The organism is Streptomyces sp. NPDC086519 (assembly GCF_040686075.1).
Lineage (GTDB): Bacteria > Actinomycetota > Actinomycetes > Streptomycetales > Streptomycetaceae > Streptomyces > Streptomyces shenzhenensis.
Genome location: NZ_JBFBJL010000043.1, coordinates 35661 through 61837, shown reverse-complemented (window position 1 = coordinate 61837; position 26177 = coordinate 35661). Strand labels below are relative to the sequence as shown.

General features: G+C 72.1%; 22 protein-coding genes. 10 read left to right on the top strand and 12 right to left on the bottom strand.

The window, feature by feature from the left end; translation table 11 throughout:
* Positions 1 to 261: 261 nt before the first annotated feature.
* Genes AB0P24_RS32560 through AB0P24_RS32540 form a run of 5 tightly spaced genes read right to left on the bottom strand, consistent with a single transcriptional unit; the run spans position 262 to position 6017 of the window.
* Positions 262 to 1515, bottom strand: coding sequence for a styrene monooxygenase/indole monooxygenase family protein (locus AB0P24_RS32560; protein ID WP_365800307.1), 1254 nt, complete (start codon positions 1513 to 1515; stop codon positions 262 to 264).
* Positions 1516 to 1545: 30 nt separating this feature from the next.
* Positions 1546 to 2181, bottom strand: a complete 636-nt coding sequence (locus AB0P24_RS32555) for an ATP/GTP-binding protein (protein WP_365800305.1) — start codon at positions 2179 to 2181, stop codon at positions 1546 to 1548.
* Positions 2162 to 2584 (bottom strand): DUF742 domain-containing protein, encoded by a 423-nt coding sequence (locus tag AB0P24_RS32550; protein ID WP_365800303.1) that lies wholly within the window; start codon positions 2582 to 2584, stop codon positions 2162 to 2164. Before AB0P24_RS32550 ends, AB0P24_RS32555 begins: the two co-directional genes overlap by 20 nt.
* Complete coding sequence (locus AB0P24_RS32545; RefSeq protein ID WP_365800301.1) at positions 2581 to 3084, bottom strand: roadblock/LC7 domain-containing protein; 504 nt, start codon at positions 3082 to 3084, stop codon at positions 2581 to 2583. The genes AB0P24_RS32550 and AB0P24_RS32545 overlap by 4 nt, the downstream gene beginning before the upstream one ends.
* Positions 3081 to 6017 carry a nitrate- and nitrite sensing domain-containing protein gene (locus AB0P24_RS32540; RefSeq protein ID WP_365800299.1) on the bottom strand — a complete coding sequence of 979 codons (2937 nt, stop codon included), beginning with the start codon at positions 6015 to 6017 and terminating at the stop codon, positions 3081 to 3083. Before AB0P24_RS32540 ends, AB0P24_RS32545 begins: the two co-directional genes overlap by 4 nt.
* 407 nt (positions 6018 to 6424) lie before the next feature.
* On the opposite strand from AB0P24_RS32540, the gene AB0P24_RS32535 reads away from it, so the two are divergent.
* Entirely contained in the window at positions 6425 to 7213 is a 789-nt protein-coding gene (locus AB0P24_RS32535) for a hypothetical protein (protein ID WP_365800297.1), read from the top strand.
* 21 nt (positions 7214 to 7234) lie between these two features.
* Here the strand turns inward: AB0P24_RS32535 and AB0P24_RS32530 are convergent, their stop codons facing one another.
* The gene (locus AB0P24_RS32530) at positions 7235 to 7726 is read right to left on the bottom strand and encodes a MarR family transcriptional regulator (RefSeq protein WP_365800295.1); all 492 of its coding nucleotides are present in this window, start codon (positions 7724 to 7726) and stop codon (positions 7235 to 7237) included.
* 275 nt (positions 7727 to 8001) lie between these two features.
* Between AB0P24_RS32530 and AB0P24_RS32525 the strand changes: the two genes are divergently transcribed.
* Positions 8002 to 8817, top strand: a complete 816-nt coding sequence (locus AB0P24_RS32525; RefSeq protein ID WP_365800293.1) for a lysozyme — start codon at positions 8002 to 8004, stop codon at positions 8815 to 8817.
* Between the two features lie 198 nt (positions 8818 to 9015).
* On the opposite strand, the gene lon is transcribed toward AB0P24_RS32525, so the two are convergent.
* Positions 9016 to 11436 carry an endopeptidase La gene (gene lon, locus AB0P24_RS32520; protein WP_365800291.1) on the bottom strand — a complete coding sequence of 807 codons (2421 nt, stop codon included), beginning with the start codon at positions 11434 to 11436 and terminating at the stop codon, positions 9016 to 9018.
* Between the two features lie 235 nt (positions 11437 to 11671).
* Here lon and AB0P24_RS32515 point away from each other — a divergent pair, with 235 nt between their 5' ends.
* Entirely contained in the window at positions 11672 to 12424 is a 753-nt protein-coding gene (locus AB0P24_RS32515) for a GNAT family N-acetyltransferase (RefSeq protein ID WP_365800352.1), read from the top strand.
* Positions 12425 to 12489: 65 nt separating this feature from the next.
* Positions 12490 to 12786: a hypothetical protein gene (locus AB0P24_RS32510; protein ID WP_365800289.1), complete on the top strand. Its 297-nt coding sequence runs from the start codon at positions 12490 to 12492 to the stop codon at positions 12784 to 12786.
* 4 nt (positions 12787 to 12790) lie between these two features.
* Here AB0P24_RS32510 and AB0P24_RS32505 read toward each other — a convergent pair whose 3' ends face one another.
* Complete coding sequence (locus tag AB0P24_RS32505; protein ID WP_365800287.1) at positions 12791 to 13597, bottom strand: rhomboid-like protein; 807 nt, start codon at positions 13595 to 13597, stop codon at positions 12791 to 12793.
* 269 nt (positions 13598 to 13866) lie between these two features.
* On the opposite strand from AB0P24_RS32505, the gene AB0P24_RS32500 reads away from it, so the two are divergent.
* The 4 genes from AB0P24_RS32500 to AB0P24_RS32485 all read left to right on the top strand — a co-directional run bounded on the left by AB0P24_RS32500 (position 13867) and on the right by AB0P24_RS32485 (position 20702).
* Positions 13867 to 14592 carry a spermidine synthase gene (locus AB0P24_RS32500; protein ID WP_365800285.1) on the top strand — a complete coding sequence of 242 codons (726 nt, stop codon included), beginning with the start codon at positions 13867 to 13869 and terminating at the stop codon, positions 14590 to 14592.
* A gap of 110 nt (positions 14593 to 14702) precedes the next feature.
* Positions 14703 to 15443, top strand: a complete 741-nt coding sequence (locus tag AB0P24_RS32495; protein WP_181808117.1) for a response regulator transcription factor — start codon at positions 14703 to 14705, stop codon at positions 15441 to 15443.
* Positions 15440 to 16552 carry a HAMP domain-containing sensor histidine kinase gene (locus AB0P24_RS32490; RefSeq protein ID WP_365800283.1) on the top strand — a complete coding sequence of 371 codons (1113 nt, stop codon included), beginning with the start codon at positions 15440 to 15442 and terminating at the stop codon, positions 16550 to 16552. The genes AB0P24_RS32495 and AB0P24_RS32490 overlap by 4 nt, the downstream gene beginning before the upstream one ends.
* Positions 16553 to 16877: 325 nt before the next feature.
* Positions 16878 to 20702 (top strand): multifunctional oxoglutarate decarboxylase/oxoglutarate dehydrogenase thiamine pyrophosphate-binding subunit/dihydrolipoyllysine-residue succinyltransferase subunit, encoded by a 3825-nt coding sequence (locus AB0P24_RS32485; protein WP_365800281.1) that lies wholly within the window; start codon positions 16878 to 16880, stop codon positions 20700 to 20702.
* 299 nt (positions 20703 to 21001) lie between these two features.
* Here the strand turns inward: AB0P24_RS32485 and AB0P24_RS32480 are convergent, their stop codons facing one another.
* From AB0P24_RS32480 to fxsA, 3 genes are all read right to left on the bottom strand, one after another.
* Positions 21002 to 22468 carry an HEXXH motif-containing putative peptide modification protein gene (locus AB0P24_RS32480; RefSeq protein ID WP_365800279.1) on the bottom strand — a complete coding sequence of 489 codons (1467 nt, stop codon included), beginning with the start codon at positions 22466 to 22468 and terminating at the stop codon, positions 21002 to 21004.
* 86 nt (positions 22469 to 22554) lie between these two features.
* Positions 22555 to 23652, bottom strand: a complete 1098-nt coding sequence (locus AB0P24_RS32475) for an FxsB family cyclophane-forming radical SAM/SPASM peptide maturase (protein WP_365800350.1) — start codon at positions 23650 to 23652, stop codon at positions 22555 to 22557.
* Between the two features lie 125 nt (positions 23653 to 23777).
* Entirely contained in the window at positions 23778 to 23972 is a 195-nt protein-coding gene (gene fxsA, locus AB0P24_RS32470) for an FxSxx-COOH cyclophane-containing RiPP peptide (RefSeq protein ID WP_365800277.1), read from the bottom strand.
* Positions 23973 to 24513: 541 nt separating this feature from the next.
* Here fxsA and AB0P24_RS32465 point away from each other — a divergent pair.
* The gene (locus AB0P24_RS32465; RefSeq protein WP_023586593.1) at positions 24514 to 24693 is read left to right on the top strand and encodes a DUF6104 family protein; all 180 of its coding nucleotides are present in this window, start codon (positions 24514 to 24516) and stop codon (positions 24691 to 24693) included.
* Positions 24694 to 24739: 46 nt separating this feature from the next.
* Here the strand turns inward: AB0P24_RS32465 and AB0P24_RS32460 are convergent, their stop codons facing one another.
* Positions 24740 to 24979 carry a hypothetical protein gene (locus AB0P24_RS32460; RefSeq protein WP_365800275.1) on the bottom strand — a complete coding sequence of 80 codons (240 nt, stop codon included), beginning with the start codon at positions 24977 to 24979 and terminating at the stop codon, positions 24740 to 24742.
* Positions 24980 to 25205: 226 nt separating this feature from the next.
* Here AB0P24_RS32460 and AB0P24_RS32455 point away from each other — a divergent pair, with 226 nt between their 5' ends.
* Positions 25206 to 26177 (top strand): DUF4097 family beta strand repeat-containing protein, encoded by a 972-nt coding sequence (locus AB0P24_RS32455; protein WP_365800273.1) that lies wholly within the window; start codon positions 25206 to 25208, stop codon positions 26175 to 26177.

Sequence of the window (26177 nt, the reverse complement as noted above, 5' to 3'; positions counted from 1 at the left end):
GGACGACGGCCGCCGACGGCGTGAGAGTGATCCCGAAGGAGCGCGAGGTGATCAGCAGCAGGGGCAGCAGGACACCCCATATGACCAGCCCTGTGCCGAGTGCAAAATCAGACGATCCGCCGTCCCGCCACGGCAGGGCCTGGGACAGGGAGATGACGAGGCAGGGGCATGCCGTCCATGCGCCTGTTCCCGGACTCCGGACTCCGGGCAACAGGCAAGGGGCAAGGGGCAGGCCTTTCGTGGCCCGCCCCCGCTGCTCCGTCAGGCTCCGGTCACCGAGGCCAGATAGGCGGCCGTCTTCTCCGGCTCATAGAAGAAGTTCTCGAAGTCGGCGGGGTTGTTGAAGGCGTTGGCGAAGCGGTCGGCGACCGGCTGGAGCTGGCCCGCCGCGCCGATCAGGTTGAGGATGTGCTCCGGCGGGGGCGCCAGCATGGCGTTCGTCCACTTGGTGACGTGCTGGGCGGTGTTCCAGTAGCGGTCGAACGTCGCCTGCATCCAGGACTCGTCGAACTCCTTCTCGCCGTGTTCGAGGATCGAGTCGAGGTAGGCGGCGGCGCACTTGGCGGCGGAGTTGGAGCCCTGACCGGTGATGGGGTCGTTGGCCACGACGACGTCCGCGACACCGAGAACCAGACCGCCGCCGGGGAGGCGGCCGATCGGGTTGCGGACGGTGGGGGCGTAACGGCCGGCGAGGGTGCCGCCGGCGTCGGTCAGTTCGACCTTGGCGGTCCGCGCGTACTCCCAGGGCGTGTACCGCTCCATGAGTTCCAGGGTCAGGGAGAGGTGCTCCGAGGGGTCCTTGACGCCGCTGAAGACGTCCAGCGGGCCGCCGGGTATGCCCTCCCAGAACAGGATGTCGGCCGGCCCCGAGGTGGTCAGGGTCGGCATCACGAAGAGCTCGCCGACGCCGGGGACCAGGTTGCAGCGGACCGCGTAGTAGTCCGGGTGCTCGGGGCGGGGGGCGAGGCCGTGGACGTAGGCGACGGCGAGCGCGCGCTGCGGCTCGCTGTACGGCGAGCGGGAGGCGTCACGGCCGAACATCTGGACCAGTTCGCCCTTGCCGGCCGAGACCAGCACCAGGTCGTAGGTACGGGCGAAGTAGTCCAGGTCGCCGACCGCCGCGCCGTGGATGACCAGCTGGCCGCCGCGCTGCGCGAAGGTCTCCATCCAGCCGGCCATCTTCACCCGCTGGTCGACCGACTGCGCGTACCCGTCGAGTTTTCCCACCCAGTCGATGGCGCGGGCCGCAGGGCCCTCGCCCCAGGAGCCCGGGGCCGCGACCGAGACGCCGAGTCCTTCGATCTTCGGGGCCTGGGACTCCCAGAAGTTCAGCTGGAGATCGCGCTCGTGCTGCAGTGCCGTGTGGAACATGCACTGCGTCGACATGACCCGGCCGGTGCGGATCTCGTCCGCGGTCCGGTTCGACATCAGGGTGACCTCGTAGTCGTGCGACTGGAGGCCGAGGGCGAGCTGGAGACCGGACTGGCCGGCCCCCACGACGAGTATCTTCCGCATGCGGTGGTGGCTCCTAAGGGTTCAGAAGATCTACTCGGGTGTTTCGTCCAGGGCGTGGGCGACCAGGGACAGCAGCGTCTCGATGGCCGAGATCCGGCGGCGGGCGTCCATGATCATTACAGGTATGTGCGGAGGGATCGTCAATGCCTCGCGCACGTCCTCGGGTTCGAAACGCTCGCTGCCGTCGAAGTGGTTGACCGCGACGACGTACGGCAGTCCGCAGCTCTCGAAGTAGTCCAGCGCCGGGAAGCAGTCCTTCAGACGCCGGGTGTCCGCGAGGACGACGGCGCCGATCGCGCCGCGCACCAGGTCGTCCCACATGAACCAGAACCGCTGCTGGCCCGGCGTGCCGAACAGGTAGAGCACCAGGTCGTCGTCGAGCGTGATGCGGCCGAAGTCCATGGCCACGGTCGTGGTGAGCTTGCCGGGCGTGGCGGTGAGGTCGTCGGTCTCCTCGCTCGCCTCGGTCATCAGCGCCTCGGTCTGCAGGGGCGTGATCTCCGAGACGGCGGTGACCAGCGTGGTCTTGCCGACGCCGAAACCGCCCGCCACGACTATCTTCGTGGCGACGGGGGCCCGGGTGCGGTCCGTCTGCCAGGACCGCGGCTGCTCCTCCTCGTCGAGGAGCGGGTTGACACCGGTGGCGTCAGAGACGGCGTAGTCCACTCAGCACCCTTTCCAGCAGAGCGCGGTCCGGGCGGCCGGCGCCGTGACCGGTCCCGGTGCCGTACACACGGATCTTTCCCTGGTCCGCGAGGTCACTGAGCAGGACCCGGACCACGCCGAGCGGCATCTTCAGCAGCGCGGCGATCTCGGCCACCGTGCGCATACGGCGGCACAGTTCGACGATGGCCTGCATCTCCGGCATCACCCGGGTGCTGAGGGAACCATTCGTCAGTTCCTTGCGCTCCTCCGGGGCCTCCAGCGCGGCCACGAACGTCTCCACCAGGAGGACGTGACCGAAGCGGGTACGGCCGCCGGTGAGCGAGTAGGGGCGGACGCGGGCGGGTTTGCGGTCACCGCCGCGTACCGGGAGGTTCTGCCTGCGGTTCTTCGGCGCGCTGGTCATCGGCCGCTCCTCTTGGCGTCGCCCTCCAGGGACTTGCGTAGCTCGGTGCGGAGTTCGGGGGTGAGCACGTGGCCGGCCCGGCCGACGAACAGTGCCATGTGATACGCCACCACGCTCATGTCGCACTCCGCGCTGCCGTGCACACCCAGCAGCGAGCCGTCACTGATCGACATCACGAAGAGGCTGCCCTCGTCCATCGCGACCATCGTGTGCTTGACCGGGCCGTAGTCCATCAGCTTGGCGGCGCCCACGGTGAGGCTGCCGATGCCGGAGACGATGGTGGCGAGGTCGGCGGCGGAGCCGCGCGGGCCCGTCGGCTTCTCGCTCCTGGCCTCGCGGGCCGCCTCGTTCTGGCCGGGATCCGAGGAGAGCAGGAGCAGTCCGTCGGAGGAGACCACGGCGACGGACTGGATACCGGGCACCTCCTCGATGAGGTTGCTCAGCAGCCAGTGCAGGTTGCGGGCCTCACTGCTCAGTCCGAAGGTACTGGGCGCGGTCAACTGCTTGCCTCCTCGACTGTGCCCCCCGTGGTTTCTTCGGATACGGCTGTCCCCGGTACGGCTCTCACGGTGCTCGGCACCTTGTTCTGGCCCGTCTGCTCGGCGATCTCCGCCTCGACGTCACGGCGTCCGGCGTCGGCGCCCCGGCGGAAGCCGCCGAGCCTGCGGCGGAGGGCGTCCGCGTCGACGCCGGTACCGCGCTGGCGGGGCGGTGGGGCGGGGGCGGTGATCTTGGGGGTGCGCTTGGGGAGGCCCTTGCTGGTGACCGGGTCGTCCGCCTCGGTGTCCCCCTGCGGGGCGTACTCGCCATCGGCGGGTGCGGTCTGCGGGCGGGTGTGCTCCTCGGCTTCGCCGAGGCCGTTCCCCCGCGCACCGCTCGTGCGGGTTTCATGGTCGGACGCGGGCGGCCCCAGCGGGGCGCGTTCGCCGTCGGCGGCCGCGGGCTGCGGGCGGGTGCGAGCACCGGCGTCGGCGGGGTGCGCGTGCTCCCTCGCCGCGTCCGCCTCCGGCTCCGGCGGGAGCAGCAGTTCCATCGTGGTCTCGGCGAACGTCTCCGCCGGTGCCTTCGGGCGGGCCGTCGGCTCGGGATGCGCCGGCCCGGGCGGGGCCGTCTGCTCGGGTGCGGCCTCCGCCTCGGCCCGCCGTGCCGCCGCAGCCTCCCCGTCGGCCCCCGGCCCGGCCGCGCCGTGCCCGCCGGCCTCCCGTACCGCCTTCTCCGCCAGCGTCACCAGGGGGTCGCCGGGCGTGGAACGGCCGTACAGGACGTTGGAGTTGACCTCCGCGTCCGCGCCGGGGAGGGAGAACGCGTGGGCGCCGGCGGCGGCGGTCGCGGACTGCGGCACCGTCGTCGCGGGGGCCGCGGCCAGCAGGGGCTGGGGCAGGACCACGACCGCGGCCACCCCGCCCTGCTTCTGCTCGCGCAACTGCACGCGGATGCCGTGCCGGTGGGCCAGCCGGGCCACCACGTAGAGGCCGAGGCCGAGACCGTCCTCGCCCTCCTGCTCGTACGGCGACTCGGAGTTGAACTCGGCGAGGCGGGCGTTGAGGCGGACCATGCGGTCGGCGGTCATGCCGATGCCCTCGTCCTGGACGGAGAGCATGACCTCGCCGCTCTCCAGCAGCCAGCCCGAGATCTCGACGGGGACGTCGGGCGGGGAGGACGCGGTGGCGTTCTCCATGAGTTCGGCGAGGAGGTGGGAGAGGTCGTCGGCCGCGAACCCCGCCACGTGCGCGTGCGGAGGGAGGGAGGCGATCCGGACCCGGTCGTAGCGCTCGATCTCGCTGACCGCCGCCCGGACGACGTCCACCAGCGGGATCGGGCCCGCGTGCTGCTGGACGTGTTCGGTGCCGGCGAGGACCAGGAGGTTCTCGCTGTGGCGGCGCATGACCGTGGCGAAGTGGTCGAGCTTGAAGAGGGTCGACAGGCGGTCGGGGTCCTGTTCGCGCTCCTCCAGCGTCTCGATGACGGCCAGCTGACGCTCCACCAGGCCGAGGGTGCGCAGCGCGAGGTTGACGAAGGTGGAGCCGATGCTGGTGCGCAGCCGCTCCAGCTGGGCGGTGGCGTCGGTGACCTCGGCGCGCAGTTCCTCGCGCGCGTCGGCCATCTTCTGCCGCTGGCCGACCAGGTGCTTGCGGTCGGTCTCCAGGGTGGCGATGCGGTCGTAGAGCTCGACGGCGTGCGCGTGCAGGGCGTTGACGGCGCGGACGACCTGGGCGAACTCGTCGTTGCGGCCGGTGAAGGTGATCGGTTCCTCGGTGCGCGGGTCCTCGGCCCCGGCGAGGCGGGCCGAGCCCCGGCGGAGCACGGAGAGGGGGCGGGTGAGGGTGCGGGCCATGGCGGTGGCGATGCCGACCGCGACCAGCATCAGGGCGCCGAGCACCGCCACCCGGATCTCCAGCGCGGTGACGTCGTCGTCGCGGAGCTGGGCGAGGTCCTTGGTGCGGCGGTCGTAGAGGGCGGACTCCGCGCCCCGCATCAGGTCGACCCGGGCGGACAGCGCCGTGTTCAGCTTCTTGGCGCCGGTGCCGAGGTCGTTCTCCGACAGGGTCGGCTGGTCGGTGAGGGCGGCCAGGTACTTGTCGGCGTCGTTGACGTCGCCGCCGGTGACCGTGGAGTCGTACGACTCGACCGCCGTCCTGGGCGCGGTGTCGTGGAAGTCGGCGAGGGCGGCGTCGGCCCGCAGCCTGGCCTGCTGTGCGGCGGCGGTGAGCGCGTCGCGCTGCTTCCTGTCGGCGGCCGAGGTGACCTGGGTCGTCGTGGCGAGGCCGGTGATCGGGTCGATCGTGGTCTGGGTGGTGCTCGGGATGTTCAGGGCCGCGAGGAGCAGGCCGCGGGCGGCGGCGGACTGCTGGACGGCCAGGTCCAGTTCGGCGAGCGCGTAGGCGCCGGAGCCGGCCCTGGGGGGCGTCTGCTCGGCCAGTTGCGTGGCGAGCCGGTGCAGGTCGGTGATGGTTCTGGAGTACGCCTGGTGCGCTTCCAGGGCGGTGCTCTGGCCGGTGAGCGCGGAGCGCCGGACGGCGGCGATGCCGTCGAGGTCGGTGCGCAGCCAGCCGGGGGTGTCGGTGTCCGCACGCAGGTCCTCGACCTGGCGGTCGACGCGGGCGCCGCGGTCCTGCGAGGGCGCCTTGGACTTGGGGCGGCCCGCCGCGACATAGGAGGTGACCTCGTCGCGCTCGTCGGCGAGCGAGCTGGCCAGCGCCAGCGCGTCCTGGGTGCGCCCGGCGAGCGTCACCAGGTCCTGGGAGTCGCTCAGCTGCCCGGAGGCGGTCAGCAGGGCGGGCACGCCGGCCCCCGCGATCGCGGCGGCGACCACCGCCACGGCCACGATCAGCCGGGTGCGGACGTGCTTGGGGCGGCCGGTGCCGACGGGGGCCGCGGCGCCCGTTTCGGAGGCCGTCTTCTTGCCTGTGCGCCGAGGCCGCGTCTTCTGCACCGGTGCTCGCATTCCTGAACTCGTTTACCCAAGGGGTCGGGTGGCACCCCGTCATGGTTCCCGGCATTTCGGTGCCAAGTGGCGCACGCACCCGATGCGTGCGCCTGCATATCGGTCCCCGACCCTCCCAGCGCCGGTGGGCAGTGGTCTCGCATCGACCCTCCCGCCACCCGAAGGAGTGAACATCGGAGGGGAGTTGGCGGGCAAGTTCCGGCGGCCCGTGCGGGGTCCTTTTCCGGCTGGCCGGTTGGACGCGGACGGCAGGCTTTGGCAGGATTCGCCACCGCACCTTCCCGGACTGTTCCATTCCACCCCAAAACAGGCGGCTGACCTGCAGGGCCGTGGCAATTCCGGGGTGGTTGCCAGCCTTTGGCGAAGCCTGTGAAGGGGTCGTGCAGACTGGCCGAATGCGTACTGAAGTCGTTTCGGAACCCGGCGCCCCCGACCGCCCCAACGAGGACTTCGCCGGCATCGGACTTCCGGCCTCGGGACAGGGGGGCTGCGTGATCGTCCTGGACGGGGTCACCCCGCCGCGGGGCGGCACCGGATGTCTGCATTCCGTCCCCTGGTTCACCGCGCGGCTGGGCGGCGCGCTGACCGAACTGACCGTTTCGCGAGGAGATCTGACGCTCCGGGAGGTCCTCGAACGAGCGATCGGCCGCACAGCTGCCGCACATGCCGACACCTGTGACCTTTCTCACCCGCGCACGCCCCAGGCGACGGTCGTGCTGAGCCGCTGGTCCGAGGACACCGTGGAGTTCCTGGTCCTGTCCGACTCGGCGCTGCTCCTGAGGTCCCCCCACGGCACGGTCACCCCGGTCCTGGACGACCGGCTCGACCGCGTGCCCCGCGCCTCGCTGGCCTCGGACGCGATCGCCGACGCGACGGTGCGCAACAAGGAGGGCGGCTTCTTCACGGCCGCCGCCGACCCGTCGGTGGCGGCCCGCGCGGTCACCGGGACCGTGCCGCGCGCCGAGGTCGGCGCGCTGGCCGCCCTCACGGACGGGGCGACCCGCTGGACGGAGAAGTTCCGCGCGGGCGACTGGACGGCCCTCCTCGACGTCATACGCAAGGAGGGGGCGCGGGCGCTGGTCGACCGGGTGCGGGAACTGGAGGCGGCCGACCGGCAGGAGCGGGTGTTCCTGCGGCGGAGCAAGACGCACGACGACGCGACGGTGGTGTACGTCGAGCTGTGAGGCCCTGGCGCCCGGGGGCGGCTACTTCTCCATGACGCCGTTCAACTGGTGGAGCAGCCGGGCCAGTTCCGCGACCTCGGTGCGCTCCCAGTGGGCGAGTTGGCGGACGTAGCGGCCCCGGCGTGCCTCGCGGACCGTGCCGACCCGGCGCCGGCCCTCGTCGGTGAGGGCGACCAGCCAGGCCCGTCCGTCGGCCGGGTCGGGCTCCCGGGCGATCAGGCCGAGCTCCTCCAGGGCGCGCAGCTGGCGGGACATGGTGGCCTTGCCGACGCCGATGTAGGCGGCCAGTTCGGTGGCGCGCTGGCCGCCGCACTCGTCGAGCCGCACGAGCAGTCCGTACGCGGCGGACTCCAGGTCGGGGTGGACCTCCCGGGCCATCTCGCCCTGGCTGGCCCGGGCGCGGCGCAGCAGCACCGTCAACTCGCGTTCCAGGGCGAGGAATTCCTGGTCCGCGCCACTCGGCGTCAACGCGGTGGCGGCGCCCTGTCCGTCGCCCTTGTCGTCCTCGTGCACGTCAGTACCCCTGATCGGTTTCGCAGTCCTGAAAATTTCCGTCAATCCCCGTCATCGCCGCAGCTCGCCAAGTATTCCGCAGGCTTAGACCAACGGCAGCCCCCGGACCCCCTTCCCCGGGGTCCGCCCCGTGCGTAGCGTCTGCACCCGTACGACGATGGCATGCCCACGCCAATGGCGGGCGTCGCGGCGTGTGACACGGCGCCGTGTCGCAGCGCGCAACGCGGCCGCCTCTGGCATATCTGGGACCCCACCTCACCCCACGGAGGCACGTCATGCCCGTGCACAGACCCGCCCCCACCCTCGTCACCGCCCTGCTGGCGCTGCTGCTCGCGGCGCTCGCCCCGGTCCCGGCCCACGCCGACCCGGTCGGCCCCACCGTCCCGGCCCGCGGCTCGGCCTACATGGGCATGGGCGTACCGGCCCACGACGGCCAGAGCGGCACACCCAGAACCGGCCTCGCCACCCAGACGGAGGGCGTCGACGTCGCCAGCTACCAGGGCGACGTCCCCTGGTCGACCCTGCTGGGCAGCGGGGTCAGATGGGCGTATGCCAAGGCGACGGAAGGCACGTACTACACGAACCCCTACTTCGCCCAGCAGTACAACGGCTCCTACGACGTCGGCATGATCCGCGGCGCCTACCATTTCGCGACCCCGGACACCACCGGCGGCGCCGCCCAGGCCGACTACTTCGTCGACCACGGCGGCGGCTGGTCCCAGGACGGCCGGACCCTCCCCGGCGTCCTCGACATCGAATGGAACCCGTACGGCGCAGCGTGCTACGGCAAATCCGCGAGCGGGATGGTCACCTGGATCACCGACTTCCTGAACAGGTACAAGGCCCGGACCGGCCGCGCCGCCGTCATCTACACGGCGACCAGCTGGTGGACCGACTGCACCGGCGACTACGGCGGCTTCGCCGCCACCAACCCGCTGTGGATCGCCCGCTACGCCTCGGACGTGGGCACCCTGCCGGCCGGCTGGCCGACCTACACGATGTGGCAGTACACGTCGACCGGCCCGACGGTCGGCGACCACGACAAGTTCAACGGCGCACTGGACCGCGTCGTCGCACTCGCCAACGGCTAGCACGACACCCTCACGGCCGGGGGCCCGGGGGTCGCCCCCGGACAGACACAGCAACAGGGCCCTGGACCGGGTCGCCGCACTCGCGGTCGGCTGACCGCTCCGCGGGTTGTGCGGTTCGTCCGCCGCGGGCCGGCCGGCACAGGGCGAAGGCCCGGGCTCCTCGCGGGACCCGGGCCTTCTGGCATCCGGCAGCGTCCGTCACGCCGCTACCGGAACCTCCGGCGCCGCGCTGCTCGTGGCGGGCGCGAGCGCCAGCTCCAGGACCTGGCGGACGTCGGTCACGGCGTGGACGTCGAGCTTGTCCAGCACCTCGGCCGGGACGTCGTCCAGGTCGGCCTCGTTGCGCTTGGGGATGATGACGGTCGTCACCCCGGCGCGCTGGGCGGCGAGCAGCTTCTGCTTCACGCCGCCGATCGGCAGCACCCGGCCGGTCAGCGAGACCTCGCCGGTCATCGCCACGTCCGTGCGGACCAGTCGCCCGGAGAGCAGCGACGCGAGGGCCGTCGTCATCGTGACGCCGGCGCTCGGGCCGTCCTTCGGGACCGCGCCCGCCGGGAAGTGGATGTGCACACCCCGGTCCTTCAGGTCGCCGACCGGGAGCTCCAGTTCGGCGCCGTGGGAGCGCAGGAAGGACAGGGCGATCTGCGCCGACTCCTTCATCACGTCACCCAGCTGACCGGTGAGGGTCAGCCCCGCCGCGCCCGTCTCCGGGTCGGCCAGGGACGCCTCGACGAACAGCACGTCGCCGCCCGCGCCGGTGACCGCGAGGCCCGTCGCCACACCCGGGACGGCCGTGCGGCGCTCCGCCGGGTCCTGGGCGGACTCGGGCACGTGGTGCGGCCGGCCGATCAGGGCGCGCAGGTCCTCGTCCCTGATGGTGAACGGCAGCTCGCGTTCGCCGAGTTCGTGCTGCGCGGCCACCTTGCGGAGCAGCCGTGCGATCGAGCGCTCCAGGGTGCGGACGCCCGCCTCGCGGGTGTACTCGCCGGCGAGCTTGCGCAGCGCGCTCTCGTCGAGGGTCACCTCGTCCTTGCCCAGGCCCGCCCGGTCCAGCTGGCGCGGGAGCAGGTGGTCACGGGCGATGACGACCTTCTCGTCCTCGGTGTAGCCGTCCAGGCGGACCAGCTCCATCCGGTCGAGCAGGGCCTCCGGGATCGCCTCCAGGACGTTGGCGGTGGCGAGGAAGACCACGTCGGACAGGTCGAGTTCGACTTCCAGGTAGTGGTCGCGGAAGGTGTGGTTCTGCGCCGGGTCCAGGACCTCCAGGAGGGCGGCCGCGGGGTCGCCGCGGAAGTCGGAGCCCACCTTGTCGATCTCGTCGAGCAGGACGACCGGGTTCATCGAACCGGCCTCCTTGATCGCGCGCACGATCCGGCCGGGCAGCGCGCCGACGTAGGTGCGGCGGTGACCGCGGATCTCGGCCTCGTCGCGGACGCCGCCGAGGGCGACCCGGACGAACTTGCGGCCCATGGCGTGCGCGACGGACTCACCGAGCGAGGTCTTGCCGACACCGGGCGGCCCGACGAGGGCGAGGACGGCACCGCCACGGCGGCCGCCGATGACCCCGAGCCCCCGGTCGTTGCGGCGCTTGCGCACCGCCAGGTACTCGGTGATCCGCTCCTTCACGTCCGCCAGGCCGGCGTGCTCGGCGTCCAGGATCGCCTTGGCGCCCTGGATGTCGTACACGTCCTCGGTCCGCTCGTTCCACGGCAGTTCCAGCACCGTGTCCAGCCAGGTGCGGATCCACGAGCCCTCGGGCGACTGGTCGCTGGACCGCTCCAGCTTGTCGACCTCCTTGAGGGCGGCCTCACGGACCTTCTCCGGCAGGTCGGCGGCCTCCACGCGGGCGCGGTAGTCGTCGGACTCCTCGCCGTCCTTCGCGGCGTCGCCGTTCAGCTCGCGCAGCTCCTTGCGGACCGCCTCCAGCTGACGGCGGAGCAGGAACTCGCGCTGCTGCTTGTCGACGCCCTCCTGGACGTCCTTGGCGATGGTCTCCGCCACGTCCTGCTCGGCGAGGTGGTCGCGCAGCTGCTGGGTGGCCAGCTTCAGCCGGGCGACCGCGTCGACGGTCTCCAGGAGTTCAATCTTCTGCTCGGTGGTCAGGAAGGGCGAGTAACCGGAGTTGTCGGCGAGCTGGGAGACGTCGTCGATGGCCTGCACCCGGTCCACGACCTGCCAGGCGCCGCGCTTGCGCAGCCAGGCGGTGGCGAGGGCCTTGTACTCCTTGACCAGTTCGGTGACATGACCGGGCACCGGGTCCGGGACGTTCTCGTCGATGCGGGTGCCCTCCACCCACAGGGCGGCACCCGGGCCGGTGGTACCGGCGCCGATGCGCACCCGGTAGCGGCCGCGGATCAGCGCGCCCGGGTCGCCGTCGGCCAGGCGGCCGACCTGCTCCACCGTGCCGAGCACACCCGTGCTCGGGTAGCTCCCGTCGACCCGCGGCACCAGCAGCACCTTGGGCTTGCCGGGCTCGGTTCGGGCGGCGGCCTGCGCAGCCTCCACGGCGGCGCGTACATCAGGGTCCTTCAAGTCCAGCGGGACCACCATCCCGGGCAGCACGACCTCGCCGTCGAGAGGCAGCACAGGGAGGGTGAGTGATGCGGACGTCGAAGCCATGATCTCCCCTTCGGCAGTCAACTTGAGTTATGCCGACTCAATGCATGTGAGCCGCCGAATGTTCCCAGGGCCGCGTTCGCTGTCAGCGATCAGCTGCTGACCTGGAGGTACCGGGCGTACGGCCGATGCCTCTGCCCGCAAAAACAGTTGATCGGTCCGGGCTCATTCCCCGTACGGTCGGCCGGTGACCGACACCGACCGCACCGCGGCCCTGCTGGCCGCCTACGACGCCCAGATGCGCGCCGTCCAGCCCGTCCCCGCGCCCGGGGTCACCTACGAGCGCGACGGTCCCGTCCTCAGGGTCGTGGGCCAGCACCGCGGTTTCGTGACCGGGCCGCGCGACTGGGGCGGTGTGCGCGGCCCCGAACTGGACGCGCTGATCGCCCGGCAGCGGGACTTCTTCGCGGCGCGCGGGGAGGCCGTGGAGTGGAAGACGCGCGGGCACGACACCCCGGCGGACCTCCCCGACCGGCTGCGGGCGGCGGGCTTCGTGCCCGAGGACCGGGAGACGGTGGTGATCGCCGAGGTCGGCGACCTGGCCGCGGCTCCACCCGGCCTCCCGCCCGGCGTGACCCTCCGCCGGGTCACCGCCGACGCGGACCTGGACCGCGTCGCCGCGCTGGAGACGGCGGTGTGGGGCACGGACATGGCGTGGATCGCCGGCTACCTGAGGGGCCGGCTCGCGGTCGCCCCCGACGACAACGAGGTCTATGTGGCCGAGGCCGGCGGACAGGTCGTCTCGGCGGCCTGGGTGGCCTTCCGGGCCGGCACGGACTTCGCCATGCTGCTGGGCGGCTCCACGCTGGCCGAGTGGCGCGGCAAGGGCGTCTACCGCGCCCTGGTGGCCCTGCGGGCGAGACGAGCGGCGGCCCGGAACGCGCCCTACCTCCTCGTGGAGGCCTCGGACGACAGCGCCCCGATCCTGAAGCGACTGGGCTTCACAGCGGTCACGACGACCACGCCGTATGTCTGGACCCCGGCCCACTGACGCGGCACACGGGGTACTCCCCCGCGTCGTTCCTGCGGGAGTCGGCCGGCGTCGGCCGGCTTCCTGTGCACCGGGCCGGTTCCACGCCCGCGCAACGCCCGGACAAGCAGCCCCTGTTCACCCCGTCGAGCGACGCCCCGGCCCACCACCGCCGACCACCGGATCAGCGGGCGGCGACCCGCCCCGACGGGCAGGGCCGGACCGCGCAGGGCGACGGCGCGGTCCTCTTCCGGGAGTGCCACGGCCTGGCCGCCGGCCCGTGCCGGTCGGCCGCCCGCCCGCACGGCGCGACGGCCGAGCGGGAAGCGGTCCCCGGCGTGCCGGAGTTGGCGAAGGGGGCGGCGGTGGCGCGGGGCGCCTGAGTGCTCAGGAGGCGAGCGCGCAGGCGTCGGCCGGGGCCTGGGCCCGCTCCCGGTACCAGCGCCGCACCACCGGCCACAGGCCGGTGCCGATGGCCAGCGAGATCAGGTGGCCCCAGTTGGTCATCGGGTCCTGGAAGGCGACGAGGTCGGTGACGAGGCTGTAGCCGGCCAGGGCGAGCAGCGGCCAGCGCAGCCAGGGCGCGAGGAGGCCGGAGAGCGCGCCGACGCTGGCGGCCACGCCGAAGCTGATGCCGTAGTCGAGGCGGTGCAGCGAGGTCTCGGGGAGGCGGCCGGCCAGCACCGCGAGGCCGACCGGGACCTCGGTCGCGAGGGTGGCGAGGACGTGGCCCGCCAGGAAGACGAGGATCGCGCGGGCACCGCCTATCCGCCGCTCCAGCGCGGTCACGACGAGCACGAAGGCCAGGGCGTACGGCGAGAGCAGCCCGCCCGCGACCCACAGCGCGCTGGCCAGCAGGACGAAGACCGGGGTGCGCAGCAGGTGGGCGACGTCGGTACTGGAGTCCTGGTAGACGGTGCGCAGCAGGCCGGGGCTGGCGTGGCTCGCGAAGAGCGAGGTGAGGGCCAGGAGCGCCGTGTAGGCGAAGGTGACCGGGGTACCGGTGGGGCTGGGCAGCAGACGCCAGGGGCGCGGACGCCACAGGTACGGGCGGAGGGCCGCGCGCGGTGTCCGCGAGACGGGCGCCGCGACCTGGCCGCGCTGGCGGGGCACGCCGTCGAGCAGCGCGGCGACGTCCCCGGCGGGAAGGGGCTCGGGCGTGGGCGTCGATGTGGCCCTCGCGGTCCGTTCCACGGTGAGGCGCTCCTTCCGTTTCACCCCACCCTTCGCCGTCCGACGAGACGCTGTCTGTGACCGAGGCCACCCGGCGGACGATTCACAGGATTTTCCGAAGAACCGAGGAACCGAGAGGGGAGAGGGGACAGGAGGAACCATAGGAGCCACATCCGGTCCCCCCTGGGCGCGAAGCGCCGGACGGCCCCTCGAACGGGTGACACCCGTGCGGCTGCCCGGCACCCGTAATTCGCGTGGCGGCAAAGCGCTGTTGGGGAAGGATGGCGGTCATGACGAACCCGGCCCCCGTGCCCCCTCCGGCCGCCACCGCCGACAGCGCCGGCAGCGCCGGCAGCGCCCCCGTGGTCCTGGACCGGCGCGACGGACCGTACGGCGAGGTGGTGCTGCGCAGGCACGGTGAGCTTCTGCAGATCATCGCCAACGGCTGCTTCCTGATGGACACCTCCGACGGGCGTTCGGAACGGCTGCTCGTGGACGCCGCGTTCGAGGCGCTGGACGGGCGGAGCGAGCCCGCGGTGCTGATCGGCGGGCTGGGCGTGGGGTTCTCACTCGCCCATGCCGCGCGGGACCCCCGCTGGGGGCGGATCACGGTCGTGGAGCGGGAGCCGGCGGTCATCGACTGGCACCGGGGCGGCCCGCTCTCCACGCTTTCCGCACACGCCTTCACCGATCCGCGCACGACGATCGTCGAGAGCGATCTCGTCGTATACGTCAATGAGACATCCGACACGTTCGACGCGCTGTGCCTGGATATCGACAACGGCCCTGGCTGGACCGTCGACAAGGGCAACGAGGGGCTCTACTCACAGGCCGGACTCGCGGGCTGCGCAAGGGTGTTGAGGCCGGGCGGGGTACTGGCCGTCTGGTCGGCACAGCCCTCTGCGGAATTCGAGGGATCCTTGTGGAATGCCGGGTTCCAGCGGGTGCGTACCGAAGAGATCCCGGTTGCCCGGGGCGTTCCGGACGTTGTCCACCTTGCCGTCCGCCCTGGATAGCGAGTGCGCCTCCTGTCCCCGTAATGTGCATCCCTGACGCGGGTCATTCAAGCGTCAATCGCAGTCATGGGATCACCCCACTGGTTCCGGAAAGCACACAGGGGCGGGCGATGGAGCAGACACACACCTCCCACAACGGCACGGCGACGGCCACTCCGGGCGCCCAGCGCCGGGTTCTGGTCGTCGAGGACGATCCCACGATCGTCGACGCCATCGCGGTCCGCCTGCGCGCCGAGGGGTTCCTCGTGCAAACAGCGGGCGACGGCCCGGCCGCCGTCGACACCGCCGAGGCCTGGCAGCCCGACCTGCTGATCCTCGACATCATGCTGCCCGGCTTCGACGGTCTGGAGGTCTGCCGGCGCGTGCAGGCTGCCCGGCCGGTGCCGGTGCTGATGCTCACCGCGCGGGACGACGAGACCGACATGCTGGTCGGCCTCGGGGTCGGCGCCGACGACTACATGACCAAGCCGTTCTCCATGCGGGAGCTGGCGGCGCGCGTGCACGTGCTGCTGCGGCGGGTGGAGCGGGCGGCCGTCGCGGCCTCCACGCCCCGCTCCGGCATCCTGCGCCTGGGCGAACTGGAGATCGACCACGCGCAGCGCCGGGTCCGGGTGCGCAGCGAGGACGTCCACCTCACCCCCACCGAGTTCGACCTCCTGGTGTGCCTGGCGAACACCCCGCGCGCGGTGCTCTCCCGTGAGCAGCTGCTCGCCGAGGTGTGGGACTGGGCGGACGCCTCCGGCACCCGCACGGTCGACAGCCACATCAAGGCACTGCGCCGGAAGATCGGCGCCGAGCGGATCCGCACGGTGCACGGTGTGGGCTACGCGCTGGAGACCCCGACGCCATGAGCGGCGGGCCGGCCGGACCGACAGGATCTCCCGGGGAGGACCCCTGGGGCGCCGTACGCCCGTTCTCGATCAAGACCAAGCTCGGCGCGCTGGTCGTCGTCTCGGTCCTGATCACCACCGGTCTGTCGATCGTGGCGGTGCACACCAAGACGGAGCTGCGCTTCATCACGGTCTTCTCGATGATCGCCACCCTGCTCATCACGCAGTTCGTGGCGCATTCGCTCACCGCGCCGCTGGACGACATGAACGCGGTGGCCCGGTCGATATCGCAGGGCGACTACACGCGCCGGGTGCGCGAGAACCGCCGGGACGAGCTGGGCGACCTGGCCGAGACGATCAATGTCATGGCCGACGAGCTGGAGGCCCAGGACCGCCAGCGCAAGGAGCTGGTGGCGAACGTCTCGCACGAGCTGCGCACGCCCATCGCGGGGCTGCGGGCCGTCCTGGAGAACGTCGTCGACGGGTTCGCCGAGCCGGACACCGAGACGATGCGCACGGCGCTGAAGCAGACCGAGCGCCTCGGACGCCTGGTCGAGACCCTCCTCGACCTGTCCCGGCTCGACAACGGCGTCGTCCCCCTCAGGCAGCGCCGCTTCGAGGTGTGGCCGTACCTCTCGGGTGTGCTGAAGGAGGCCAACATGGTCGCCGGGGCGCGCGCGAGCATGGCCTCGGGCTCCGGGAACCACACCCGTTCCGACGTCCATCTGCACCTGGACGTCTCCCCGCCGGAGCTGACCGCGCACGCCGACCCGGAGCGCATCCACCAGGTGGTGGCGAACCTCATCGACAACGCGGTCAAGCACAGCCCGGCGCACGGCCGGGTGACCGTGAAGGCCCGGCGCGGGCCGCGGCCGGAGTCGCTGGAGCTGGAGGTCCTGGACGAGGGGCCCGGCATTCCGCGCTCGGAGTGGCATCGCGTCTTCGAGCGCTTCAACCGCGGGGCCGTACGGCGGCCGCACGGTCCGGGCAGCGACGGCGGCACGGGCCTGGGGCTGGCGATCGCCCGGTGGGCGGTGGATCTGCACGGCGGCCGGATCGGTGTGGCCGAATCCGAACGGGGCTGCAGGATTATCGTCACTCTCCCGGGGCTTTCATCCTCGCCAAGTTGACGTAAAGTTCGACCGGAGCCTCAAGATCCATCTGTGGTCGGCACGGCCGTCCGCGCAGCCGGACACGTGTGATCAGGTGCGGCCCCCGCGCAGGTCGCGCCGGGCGCCGAAGCGAGGTGATCTCCGGCACGGCGGAGCCATGCCTGGTGCAGTCCATTCGCAGCGCAACCACGCTTGTTTCCCGCCATATCAAGCCCTGAAACCCGGTTTTTGATGTGACTTACACGACGATGGACCTGCCCGACCTGACCTTCGCGGTCTTGGAGGCGTAGCCTTTATTCCCGCTGTCCATCACCTTGTGAAGCGGAAGAGGGCGGTTGCCGCCGTGTCGCCACAGTCCCCCAGTAATTCGAGTATCTCGACCGACGCAGACCAAGCGGGCAAGAACCCCGCGGCCGCGTTCGGACCGAACGAGTGGCTCGTCGACGAGATCTATCAGCAGTACCTCCAGGACCCGAACTCGGTAGACCGTGCCTGGTGGGACTTCTTCGCCGACTACAAGCCGGGAGCGCCCGCCGCCTCGGCTCCGGCGGGTACCGCGGCCGCGGGGGCCGCGGGCACCACCTCCACGGCACCCTCGCCGGCCCAGCCGGCGGCTCCGGCGCCCGCCGCGGCCGCGCCCGCCGCCCAGGCGCCCGCCGCGCCGGCTCCGGCCGCCCCGGCCGCGCCCGCCGCTCCCAAGGCCGCAGCACCCGCGCCCGCGCCCGCCGCCGCTCCGGCCCCGGCCGCCGCGAAGCCGGCCGCCGCCCCCGCGAAGGCCGCGCCCGCCGCCGCGGCCCCGGAGGGTCCTGAGCTGATCACGCTGCGTGGTCCCGCCGCGGCCGTCGCGAAGAACATGAACGCCTCGCTGGAGCTGCCGACGGCCACCTCGGTCCGCGCGGTCCCGGTGAAGCTGCTCTTCGACAACCGGATCGTCATCAACAACCACCTGAAGCGCGCCCGGGGCGGGAAGATCTCCTTCACGCACCTGATCGGCTTCGCGATGGTCCAGGCCATCAAGGCCATGCCGTCGATGAACTGGTCGTTCGGCCAGAAGGACGGCAAGCCGACCCTGGTCAAGCCGGCCCACGTCAACCTGGGCCTCGCCATCGACCTGGTCAAGCCCAACGGCGACCGCCAGCTCGTCGTCGCGGCCATCAAGAAGGCCGAGACGCTGAACTTCTTCGAGTTCTGGCAGGCCTACGAGGACATCGTCCGCCGCGCCCGCGACAACAAGCTGACGATGGACGACTTCACCGGCGTCACGGTCTCCCTGACCAACCCCGGCGGCCTCGGCACCGTCCACTCCGTCCCGCGCCTGATGCCCGGCCAGTCGGTCATCATGGGCGTCGGCTCCATGGACTACCCGGCGGAGTTCCAGGGCACCAGCCAGGACACCCTGAACAAGCTCGGCATCTCGAAGGTCATGACGCTCACGTCGACCTACGACCACCGGGTGATCCAGGGCGCCGCCTCCGGCGAGTTCCTGCGCTCCGTCGCGAACCTGCTCCTCGGCGAGAACGGCTTCTACGACGACATCTTCGAGGCCCTGCGCATCCCCTACGAGCCGGTCCGCTGGCTGCGGGACATCGACGCCTCGCACGACGACGACGTCACCAAGGCCGCCCGGGTCTTCGAGCTGATCCACTCCTACCGGGTCCGCGGCCACGTCATGGCCGACACCGACCCGCTGGAGTACAAGCAGCGCAAGCACCCCGACCTGGACATCACCGAGCACGGCCTCACCCTGTGGGACCTGGAGCGCGACTTCGCCGTCGGCGGCTTCGCCGGCAAGTCGATGATGAAGCTGCGCGACATCCTCGGCGTGCTGCGCGACTCGTACTGCCGCACCACCGGCATCGAGTTCATGCACATCCAGGACCCGAAGCAGCGCAAGTGGATCCAGGACCGCGTGGAGCGCCCGCACTCCAAGATGGAGCGCGAGGAGCAGCTGCGGATCCTGCGCCGCCTGAACGCGGCGGAGGCCTTCGAGACCTTCCTGCAGACGAAGTACGTCGGCCAGAAGCGCTTCTCCCTGGAGGGCGGCGAGTCCGTCATCCCGCTGCTCGACGCGGTCCTGGACTCGGCCGCCGAGTCCCGCCTCGACGAGGTCGTCATCGGCATGGCCCACCGCGGCCGCCTCAACGTCCTCGCGAACATCGTCGGCAAGTCGTACGCGCAGATCTTCCGCGAGTTCGAGGGCAACCTCGACCCGAAGTCGATGCACGGCTCCGGCGACGTGAAGTACCACCTGGGCGCCGAGGGCACCTTCACCGGCCTGGACGGCGAGCAGATCAAGGTCTCGCTGGCCGCGAACCCGTCCCACCTGGAGACGGTCGACCCGGTCATCGAGGGCATCGCACGCGCCAAGCAGGACATCATCAACAAGGGCGGCACGGACTTCACGGTCCTGCCGGTCGCGCTGCACGGTGACGCGGCCTTCGCGGGCCAGGGCGTGGTGGCCGAGACCCTGAACATGTCGCAGCTGCGCGGCTACCGCACCGGCGGCACGGTCCACATCGTCATCAACAACCAGGTCGGCTTCACCGCGGCCCCCGAGTCCTCGCGCTCCTCGATGTACGCGACCGACGTGGCCCGCATGATCGAGGCCCCGATCTTCCACGTGAACGGCGACGACCCCGAGGCGGTCGTGCGGGTCGCACGCCTGGCCTTCGAGTTCCGCCAGGCGTTCAACAAGGACGTGGTGATCGACCTCATCTGCTACCGCCGCCGCGGTCACAACGAGTCGGACAACCCGGCCTTCACCCAGCCGCTGATGTACGACCTGATCGACAAGAAGCGCTCGGTGCGCAAGCTCTACACCGAGTCCCTGATCGGTCGCGGCGACATCACCCTGGAAGAGGCCGAGCAGGCCCTACAGGACTACCAGGGCCAGCTGGAGAAGGTCTTCACCGAGGTCCGCGAGGCCACCGCGCAGCCGGCCGCCGCACCCGCCCACGAGCCGCAGGACGGCTTCCCGGTGGCGGTCCCGACGGCCATCTCCACGGAGGCCGTCAAGCGCATCGCCGAGTCCCAGGTCAACATCCCGGACCACTTCACCGTCCACCCGCGTCTGCTGCCGCAGTTGCAGCGCCGGGCGGCGATGATCGAGGACGGCACGATCGACTGGGGCATGGGCGAGACCCTGGCCATCGGCTCGCTGCTGATGGAGGGCACCCCGGTGCGGCTGTCCGGCCAGGACTCCCAGCGCGGCACCTTCGGCCAGCGCCACGCGGTCCTGATCGACCGGGAGACGGGCGCGGACTACACCCCGCTCCTCTACCTGTCCGAGGACCAGGCCCGCTACAACGTCTACAACTCGCTGCTCTCCGAATACGCGGTGATGGGCTTCGAGTACGGCTACTCGCTGGCCCGTCCGGACGCGCTGGTGATGTGGGAGGCGCAGTTCGGTGACTTCACCAACGGCGCCCAGTCGGTCATCGACGAGTACATCTCGGCGGCCGAGCAGAAGTGGGGCCAGACCTCCGGCGTCACCCTGCTCCTCCCGCACGGCTACGAGGGCCAGGGCCCGGACCACTCCTCGGCCCGCATCGAGCGCTTCCTCCAGCTGTGCGCCCAGAACAACATGACGGTCGCGATGCCGACCAGCCCCTCGAACTACTTCCACCTCCTGCGGTGGCAGGTGCACAACCCGCACCACAAGCCGCTGGTCGTCTTCACCCCGAAGTCGATGCTGCGTCTGAAGGCGGCGGCCTCGAAGGCGGAGGAGTTCACGAGCGGGCAGTTCCGCCCCGTCATCGGCGACGCGTCGGTCGACCCGGCCGCGGTCCGCAAGGTCGTCTTCTGCACCGGCAAGGTCTACTACGACCTGGAGGCCGAGCGGCAGAAGCGCGGCGTCACGGACACCGCGATCATCCGCCTTGAGCGCCTGTACCCGCTGCCGGGCACGGAGCTCCAGGCCGAGGTCAACAAGTACCCGAACGCCGAGAAGTACCTGTGGGCCCAGGAGGAGCCGGCGAACCAGGGTGCCTGGCCGTTCATCGCCCTCAACCTGATCGACCACCTGGACCTGGCGGTCGGCGCGGACATCCCGGCCGGCGAACGCCTGCGCCGTATCTCCCGCCCGCACTCCTCGTCCCCGGCGGTGGGTTCGGCCAAGCGCCACCAGGCCGAGCAGGAGCAGCTGGTGCGCGAGGTGTTCGACGCGTAGTCCTCGACCAGTACGGCGAAGGGCCCGGTCCCCGTTGCGGGGGCCGGGCCCTTCGCCGTCCGCTCCGCTGTGGCCGACGCCTGCGGACCGGATGAGGAGCGGCCCGTCGGCGAGCGTGCCCGCACGCACCGCCCGTCGGCGAGCATGCCCGCGCGCCCCGCGCACCGCGCCACGCCGCCCAGGCATTGTCGGCTCCGGCGTGGCTGATGGTGTCGGCCTGTCGCGCCGCACCGCGCGCCGTCGGCCCGACCGGCGTACGGGCCGCGGACATACGGTGCCGGCCGGCGGGCGCCGTCTCGTCACACTCGCGGGTGCCCGGCCGCGGGCCCGTGCCGTCGCGTCCACAGGTCCCGCACCCCTGTCACGTACGCCTGTGCCCGCACCGTGTGTCCCCGCGGCGCGGGGTACTCGGCCATGCGCTCGTGGGTGGCGACGAGTTGGTCCACGAACCGGCGCCCCCGCTCGGTGAGATCGGGAGAATCCACCAGCCCGGGCAGCGCCGCCGCCACCTGGGCGCGGTAGCGCGCGTGCCGCGACCAGGCCGCCTCACGGTGCGCCGGGCGCTCGGCGCGCAGCGCGCACCGCTGGAAGAAGTCGGCCAGCGCCAGATGCGAGTACACGCCCTGCAGCAGGCCGTCGTACGGCCGTGGGTCCGGGCGCCAGGGCGCGAAGTGGCGTTGCTGCGGCCCGGCGTGGTGCAGCTCCAGCAGGTCGCCGAGTGCGGAGAGTTTCGTGTGCTGGAGCTCGTGCACGAGGGTCGCGGCGAACGTGGCCGGAGTGGGTGGCCTGCTGCTGAGCAGCGCTCCGAAGGCCTCACGACGCGTCCCGCTGCAACTGCCGGTCTCCCGGGCGTCCGGGCCGGACCGGGGCGGGTCGGCGAGCGGGACCAGGCAGCGCAGCAGCGCGACGGCTTCGGCCAGGCGGTGCTCGCCGCCCAGGCGCAGCACGTCGGCGGTCCCCGCCCAGGCCTGCGCCCACCGTTTCCGGTCCGTCTCGTCGAGCACGGTCGGGCCGCTCAGTTCGTGATACCGGGGGCCGCCGTGCGCGGCGCCGCGGTAGGGATCCAGGTCGTCCAGCGGCATGAGCGGGACCCCGGGCAGCAGGCCGGGCAGGGCGTGTGCGGGCCGCCAGGCGGGCGCCGCGGACCAGGCGCCGATGCCGTCCTCCACCTGGACCGTGACGTCCACCGCGTGCTTCTGGCGCAGCGTCATCCGGCCGTCCGCGCAGACGACGTCGACGGGGACGTCGCCCGGCTCTGCCGTGCGCAGCGCCCCGAGCGAAGGCAGCGTGAGCACGCCGTCCCAGGCGGTCAGCCGTACGGCGAAGGGGATGCCGGCGCGGGCGGCGGCCGCGGCGGCGAGCGCGCCGAGGTGGGCGAGGTCGCGTCCGAGTTCGCGGACGCGCCGCTCGGTCGGCCCTCCGGCTTCCGGCCGCAGTCCCCGCAGGCACTGGCGGACCCAGGGGCCGACGAGGGGGTGGAGGAGACGGGCCCGCGCGGGGGTCGTCGCGTAGGGCGGCGACGGGGTACCGCCGTCCCCGGCCGGGACGGCCCGGTCGGCCTCCTCCAGCAGGTGCCAGTCCTCCCGCATCCGCTCGCGAGCACCGGCCGGAAGCAGCGCGCCGTCCTCGACCGCGTCGAGCAGGGCGCGCAGCATGAGCAGCCGCCGGGTGTCCTGGTCGCGTACCAGGAGTGCCAGGGTGTCCGGGTCGCCTTCGGTACGGCCCAGCGCGGCCAGCGACCGGTCCGAAAGCACGGGAGACACCATGGGCAGGGCCCTTTCCTCTTCTTTCTCGGATTCTTCCTCGGCTTCTTTCGCGGACGCGGACGCGGAGGCGGACGCGGCCTGGACGGTCACGGGGCCGCCTTCATCGCCCCGGTGAGCCGATCGCGCACATGCCGGATAAAGCGCTGTAGGTCGGCGCAGTACACGGAGGGATTCGCGAAGCCGTGCCCGGCTCGGTAGCGGTGGGCGTAGTGGCCGCCGCCGCAGACGTCGAGCAGCGCGCACTCCCGGCACTGCGCCGAGAGCGCCGCCGCGCCGGCCTGCCGGGCCGCCACCCCGGGATGCCGCAACGCGTCGTCGAAACCGTGCCGGAAGACGTCCAGGCCGGTCGCGGCGGCGCCTTCGTACGCGGACTTCAGCGAGTCGACCTGCTCGATGGAGCCGTCCGTCTCCACGACGACCGCGTCGAACGGGGCGAGCCCCAGCGACTCGGTGGCGGCCGGCAGGCCCAGCAGCAGCGCGATGCACTCCTCGAACAGCCGGACCCGCACCTGCCGCCGGCCGGACCGCCACCAGCGGTCGAAGACCGAGCAGAGCCAGTCGCCGTACCGGGTGGCTTCCAGGCGGGGCGGCGGGGCGGACCAGTTGCCGTGCGGCAGCAGCAGGTCGAGGGCCGGCGGGCGCAGCGCGAGCAGGGATTCGTACGTCTCCACCGGATCGAGGGCCGGGTCGACGACCGTGAGGACTCCCGCGTACGCGGCCGGGAACCGGTCGGCGACCAGCCGCGCTCCGCGCGCGGCGGCGGGCCAGGAGGGGCGCCCCGCGTGGTCGACGCGGCGGGCGTTGTGCGCGGCCAGTCCGCCGTCCAGGCTGATGCCGACCCGTATGCCGTGCCGGGCCAGGGCGGTCATCCGGTCCTCGGTGAGGAGCGTGGCGTTGGTCTGGACGGTGGTGTGGACCGTGCATCCGACGGGAACGCGGTCGCGTACGAGACCGGTGAAACGGACCAGCGTGTCGACCCCCGCCAGCAGGGGTTCACCGCCGTGCAGGACGAGCGAGACCGCCGTCAGCGCGTGGCCGCGTGCGTGCTCGGCGATCCGGTCCGCCGTGCGGTCGAGCACCGCGGCCGGGGCCGCCGCGGGGCGCCCGCGCCAGGTGTGGTCGGGGCCCTCGTACAGATAGCAGTAGCGACAGGCCAGATTGCAGCGGCCGTGCACCTTGACGATGAACTGCCGGAACGGCGAGGGCCCGGTGCCGCCCTGCCCGCTCCCGGCACCAGGACCGGCCGCGGTCTGTGCGGACACGTCGGTCACCCCCCACGGCGTCAACGCTTGTACGGTCGTCGCGCCCTCTAGAAAGCGTTGTTGAACCCCCACAGCATCTCGGTCGGCCGTACCGCCCGTTCCCGGAGCTCCGCGAGCACCTCACGCAGCACGGGATGGTCCACCTCTTTCAGCTCCGCCAGGTCCAGCTCCAGCAGGTCCGGCAGCGGCTCCACCGCCCCGGCCGGCTCGGCCTCCGGCAAGGACTGCTCCCGTGCATCCACCCCAGGCTCCCCTCGAATCGTGGTGCTGCTCAGTTGCTCAGTCCCGCTCCGGCCCCGCCCGGCGCCGCGCCGTCTGCCGCGCGGGCGGCCGCCTCGTAGGACATACCCCGCCAGTGGCATCCCTGCGCACCAGTTCCACGGCTTCCTGGCACGGGAGGGCCGCCCCGGTGGCCCGCCCGGGGCTCCGGTACGCCTCGGACCTCCGGAGTCCGACCCGACCGCCCCGGGCCCGGCGGCGGAGCAGCAGCGCCGTCGTACCGCTGGTCAGCGGCACCATGCTCGGGGCCTTCGGCTCACCGGCCGCGAGCGGTCCGGCCGCCGTCCCGGCGTCCTGTGCCATCCCCGTTCCCCCACTCCCCGCTCACCCGGGCCCGTGTGCTCCCCGCGCCGTGCCGTTCGTGGTTCGCCGTCCGCGGAGAAGGAGTCCTTCCCACGCGGGGCGCGGCCTACCCTTCACCGGCGGCGCACCTTTGTCATCCGCCTAGTCTGGTAGACGCCCGGCACCGGGCACCCACACCGGCAGGCAGCAGGAGAGCGACCCATGTATTTCACCGACCGAGGCATCGAGGAACTGGAGAAGCGGCGCGGCGAGGAAGAGGTCACCTTCGAGTGGCTCGCGGAGCAGCTCCGCACGTTCGTCGACCTGAACCCCGACTTCGAGGTCCCGGTGGAGCGCCTGGCGACCTGGCTGGCCCGGCTGGACGACGAGGACGAGGAGTAGGAAGCCCCTGCCAGGTCGGGGGCCGGTGCCCGCGGCCGCTTGCCGGTTAGTCCCGGGGAAGCACCGTCTCGTACGACAGCTCCAGCGCCCCGTGCACCATGAGCACCGCCCCCACCACGGCCCATCCCACGCTGCGCCGCCGCACCCCCCACGCGGCGGCCGGCACCCCCACCGCCACCTCGGCCAGGGCCAGCCGGCGGGCCCTCGGCATGGCCTCATCGCCCAGCTGCGTACGCTCACCGGTCCCCGCGGGCCGGGAGACGGCCCTGTGTGCATCCGTCGACATGGACACACGGTAAGCAATTCATCCACTCGCCGCCCGATATACGGCTTTCCTGACCCCGCCTCGGGGTCAACTCACACCCGATCGGCCACCCCGAAGGGTGTCTTGACTTCCGACGCCCACGATATATCGTGTTTTACGGGAGACGCGATATGGCGCGAGCCATGCGATCGCGTTCCGTTCGTCCGCCGCGCCCAGCCGTCGCGTCCGGCCCGAGGAGGTCCGCACCATGTCCAAGTCCGAGTGGTCCGTCGCCGAGCCCAGGAAGCTCGACGTCGACACCCCCGTGAGCGACCTGCACGTCCGCATCGTCAACGGAACAGTCAACGTCGTGGGCACCGACGAGGGTTCCACCCGCCTGGAGGTCTCCGAGATCGAGGGCCCGCCCCTGATCGTCACGCACGAGGGCGGCACCCTCACGGTGGCCTACGAGGACCTGCCCTGGAAGGGCTTCCTCAAGTGGCTCGACCGCAAGGGCTGGCGGCGCAGCGCGGTGGTCTCGCTCGCCGTCCCGGCGGACACCCGCGTGGAGGTGGGCGTGGTCGGCGCGGCGGCCGTCGTCTCCGGGATCAGCGGCACGTCGGTGGTCAAGGGCGTCACCGGCGACACCACCCTGGTGGGCCTCTCCGGCGAGGTCCGCGCGGACACGGTGTCCGGAAACCTGGAGGCCCAGGCCGTCACCGGCAACCTGCGGTTCAACTCCGTCTCCGGCGACCTGACCGTCGTCGAGGGCTCGGGCCCCGCCGTGCGCGCCGACTCGGTCAGCGGCTCCATGATCATCGACCTGGATCCGGACGGCCCGACCGACGTCCGGCTGACCAGCGTCTCCGGTGAGATCGCCATCCGTCTGCCGCACCCGGCCGACGCCGAGGTCGAGGCCAACACCGCGAGCGGCACGATCTCCAACGCCTTCGACGGACTGCGGGTGCACGGCCAGTGGGGCGCCCACAAGATCACCGGCCGTCTCGGCGCGGGCACCGGCAAGCTCCGTGCCACCACGGTCTCCGGCTCCATCGCCCTGCTGCGCCGCCCGCCCACGGAGGACGACGACGAGCGCACGGCCTGGACGGCTGAGCCGCCCACGGGACCGGCACAGCCGGCCGCTCCCCCGGCGGCCACCACCGACTCCGGTCCCACGACCCCGGCCGACAGCACGGCCGACGGCACAACCGGCGGCACGACCGACAAGAAGGTGCTCTGA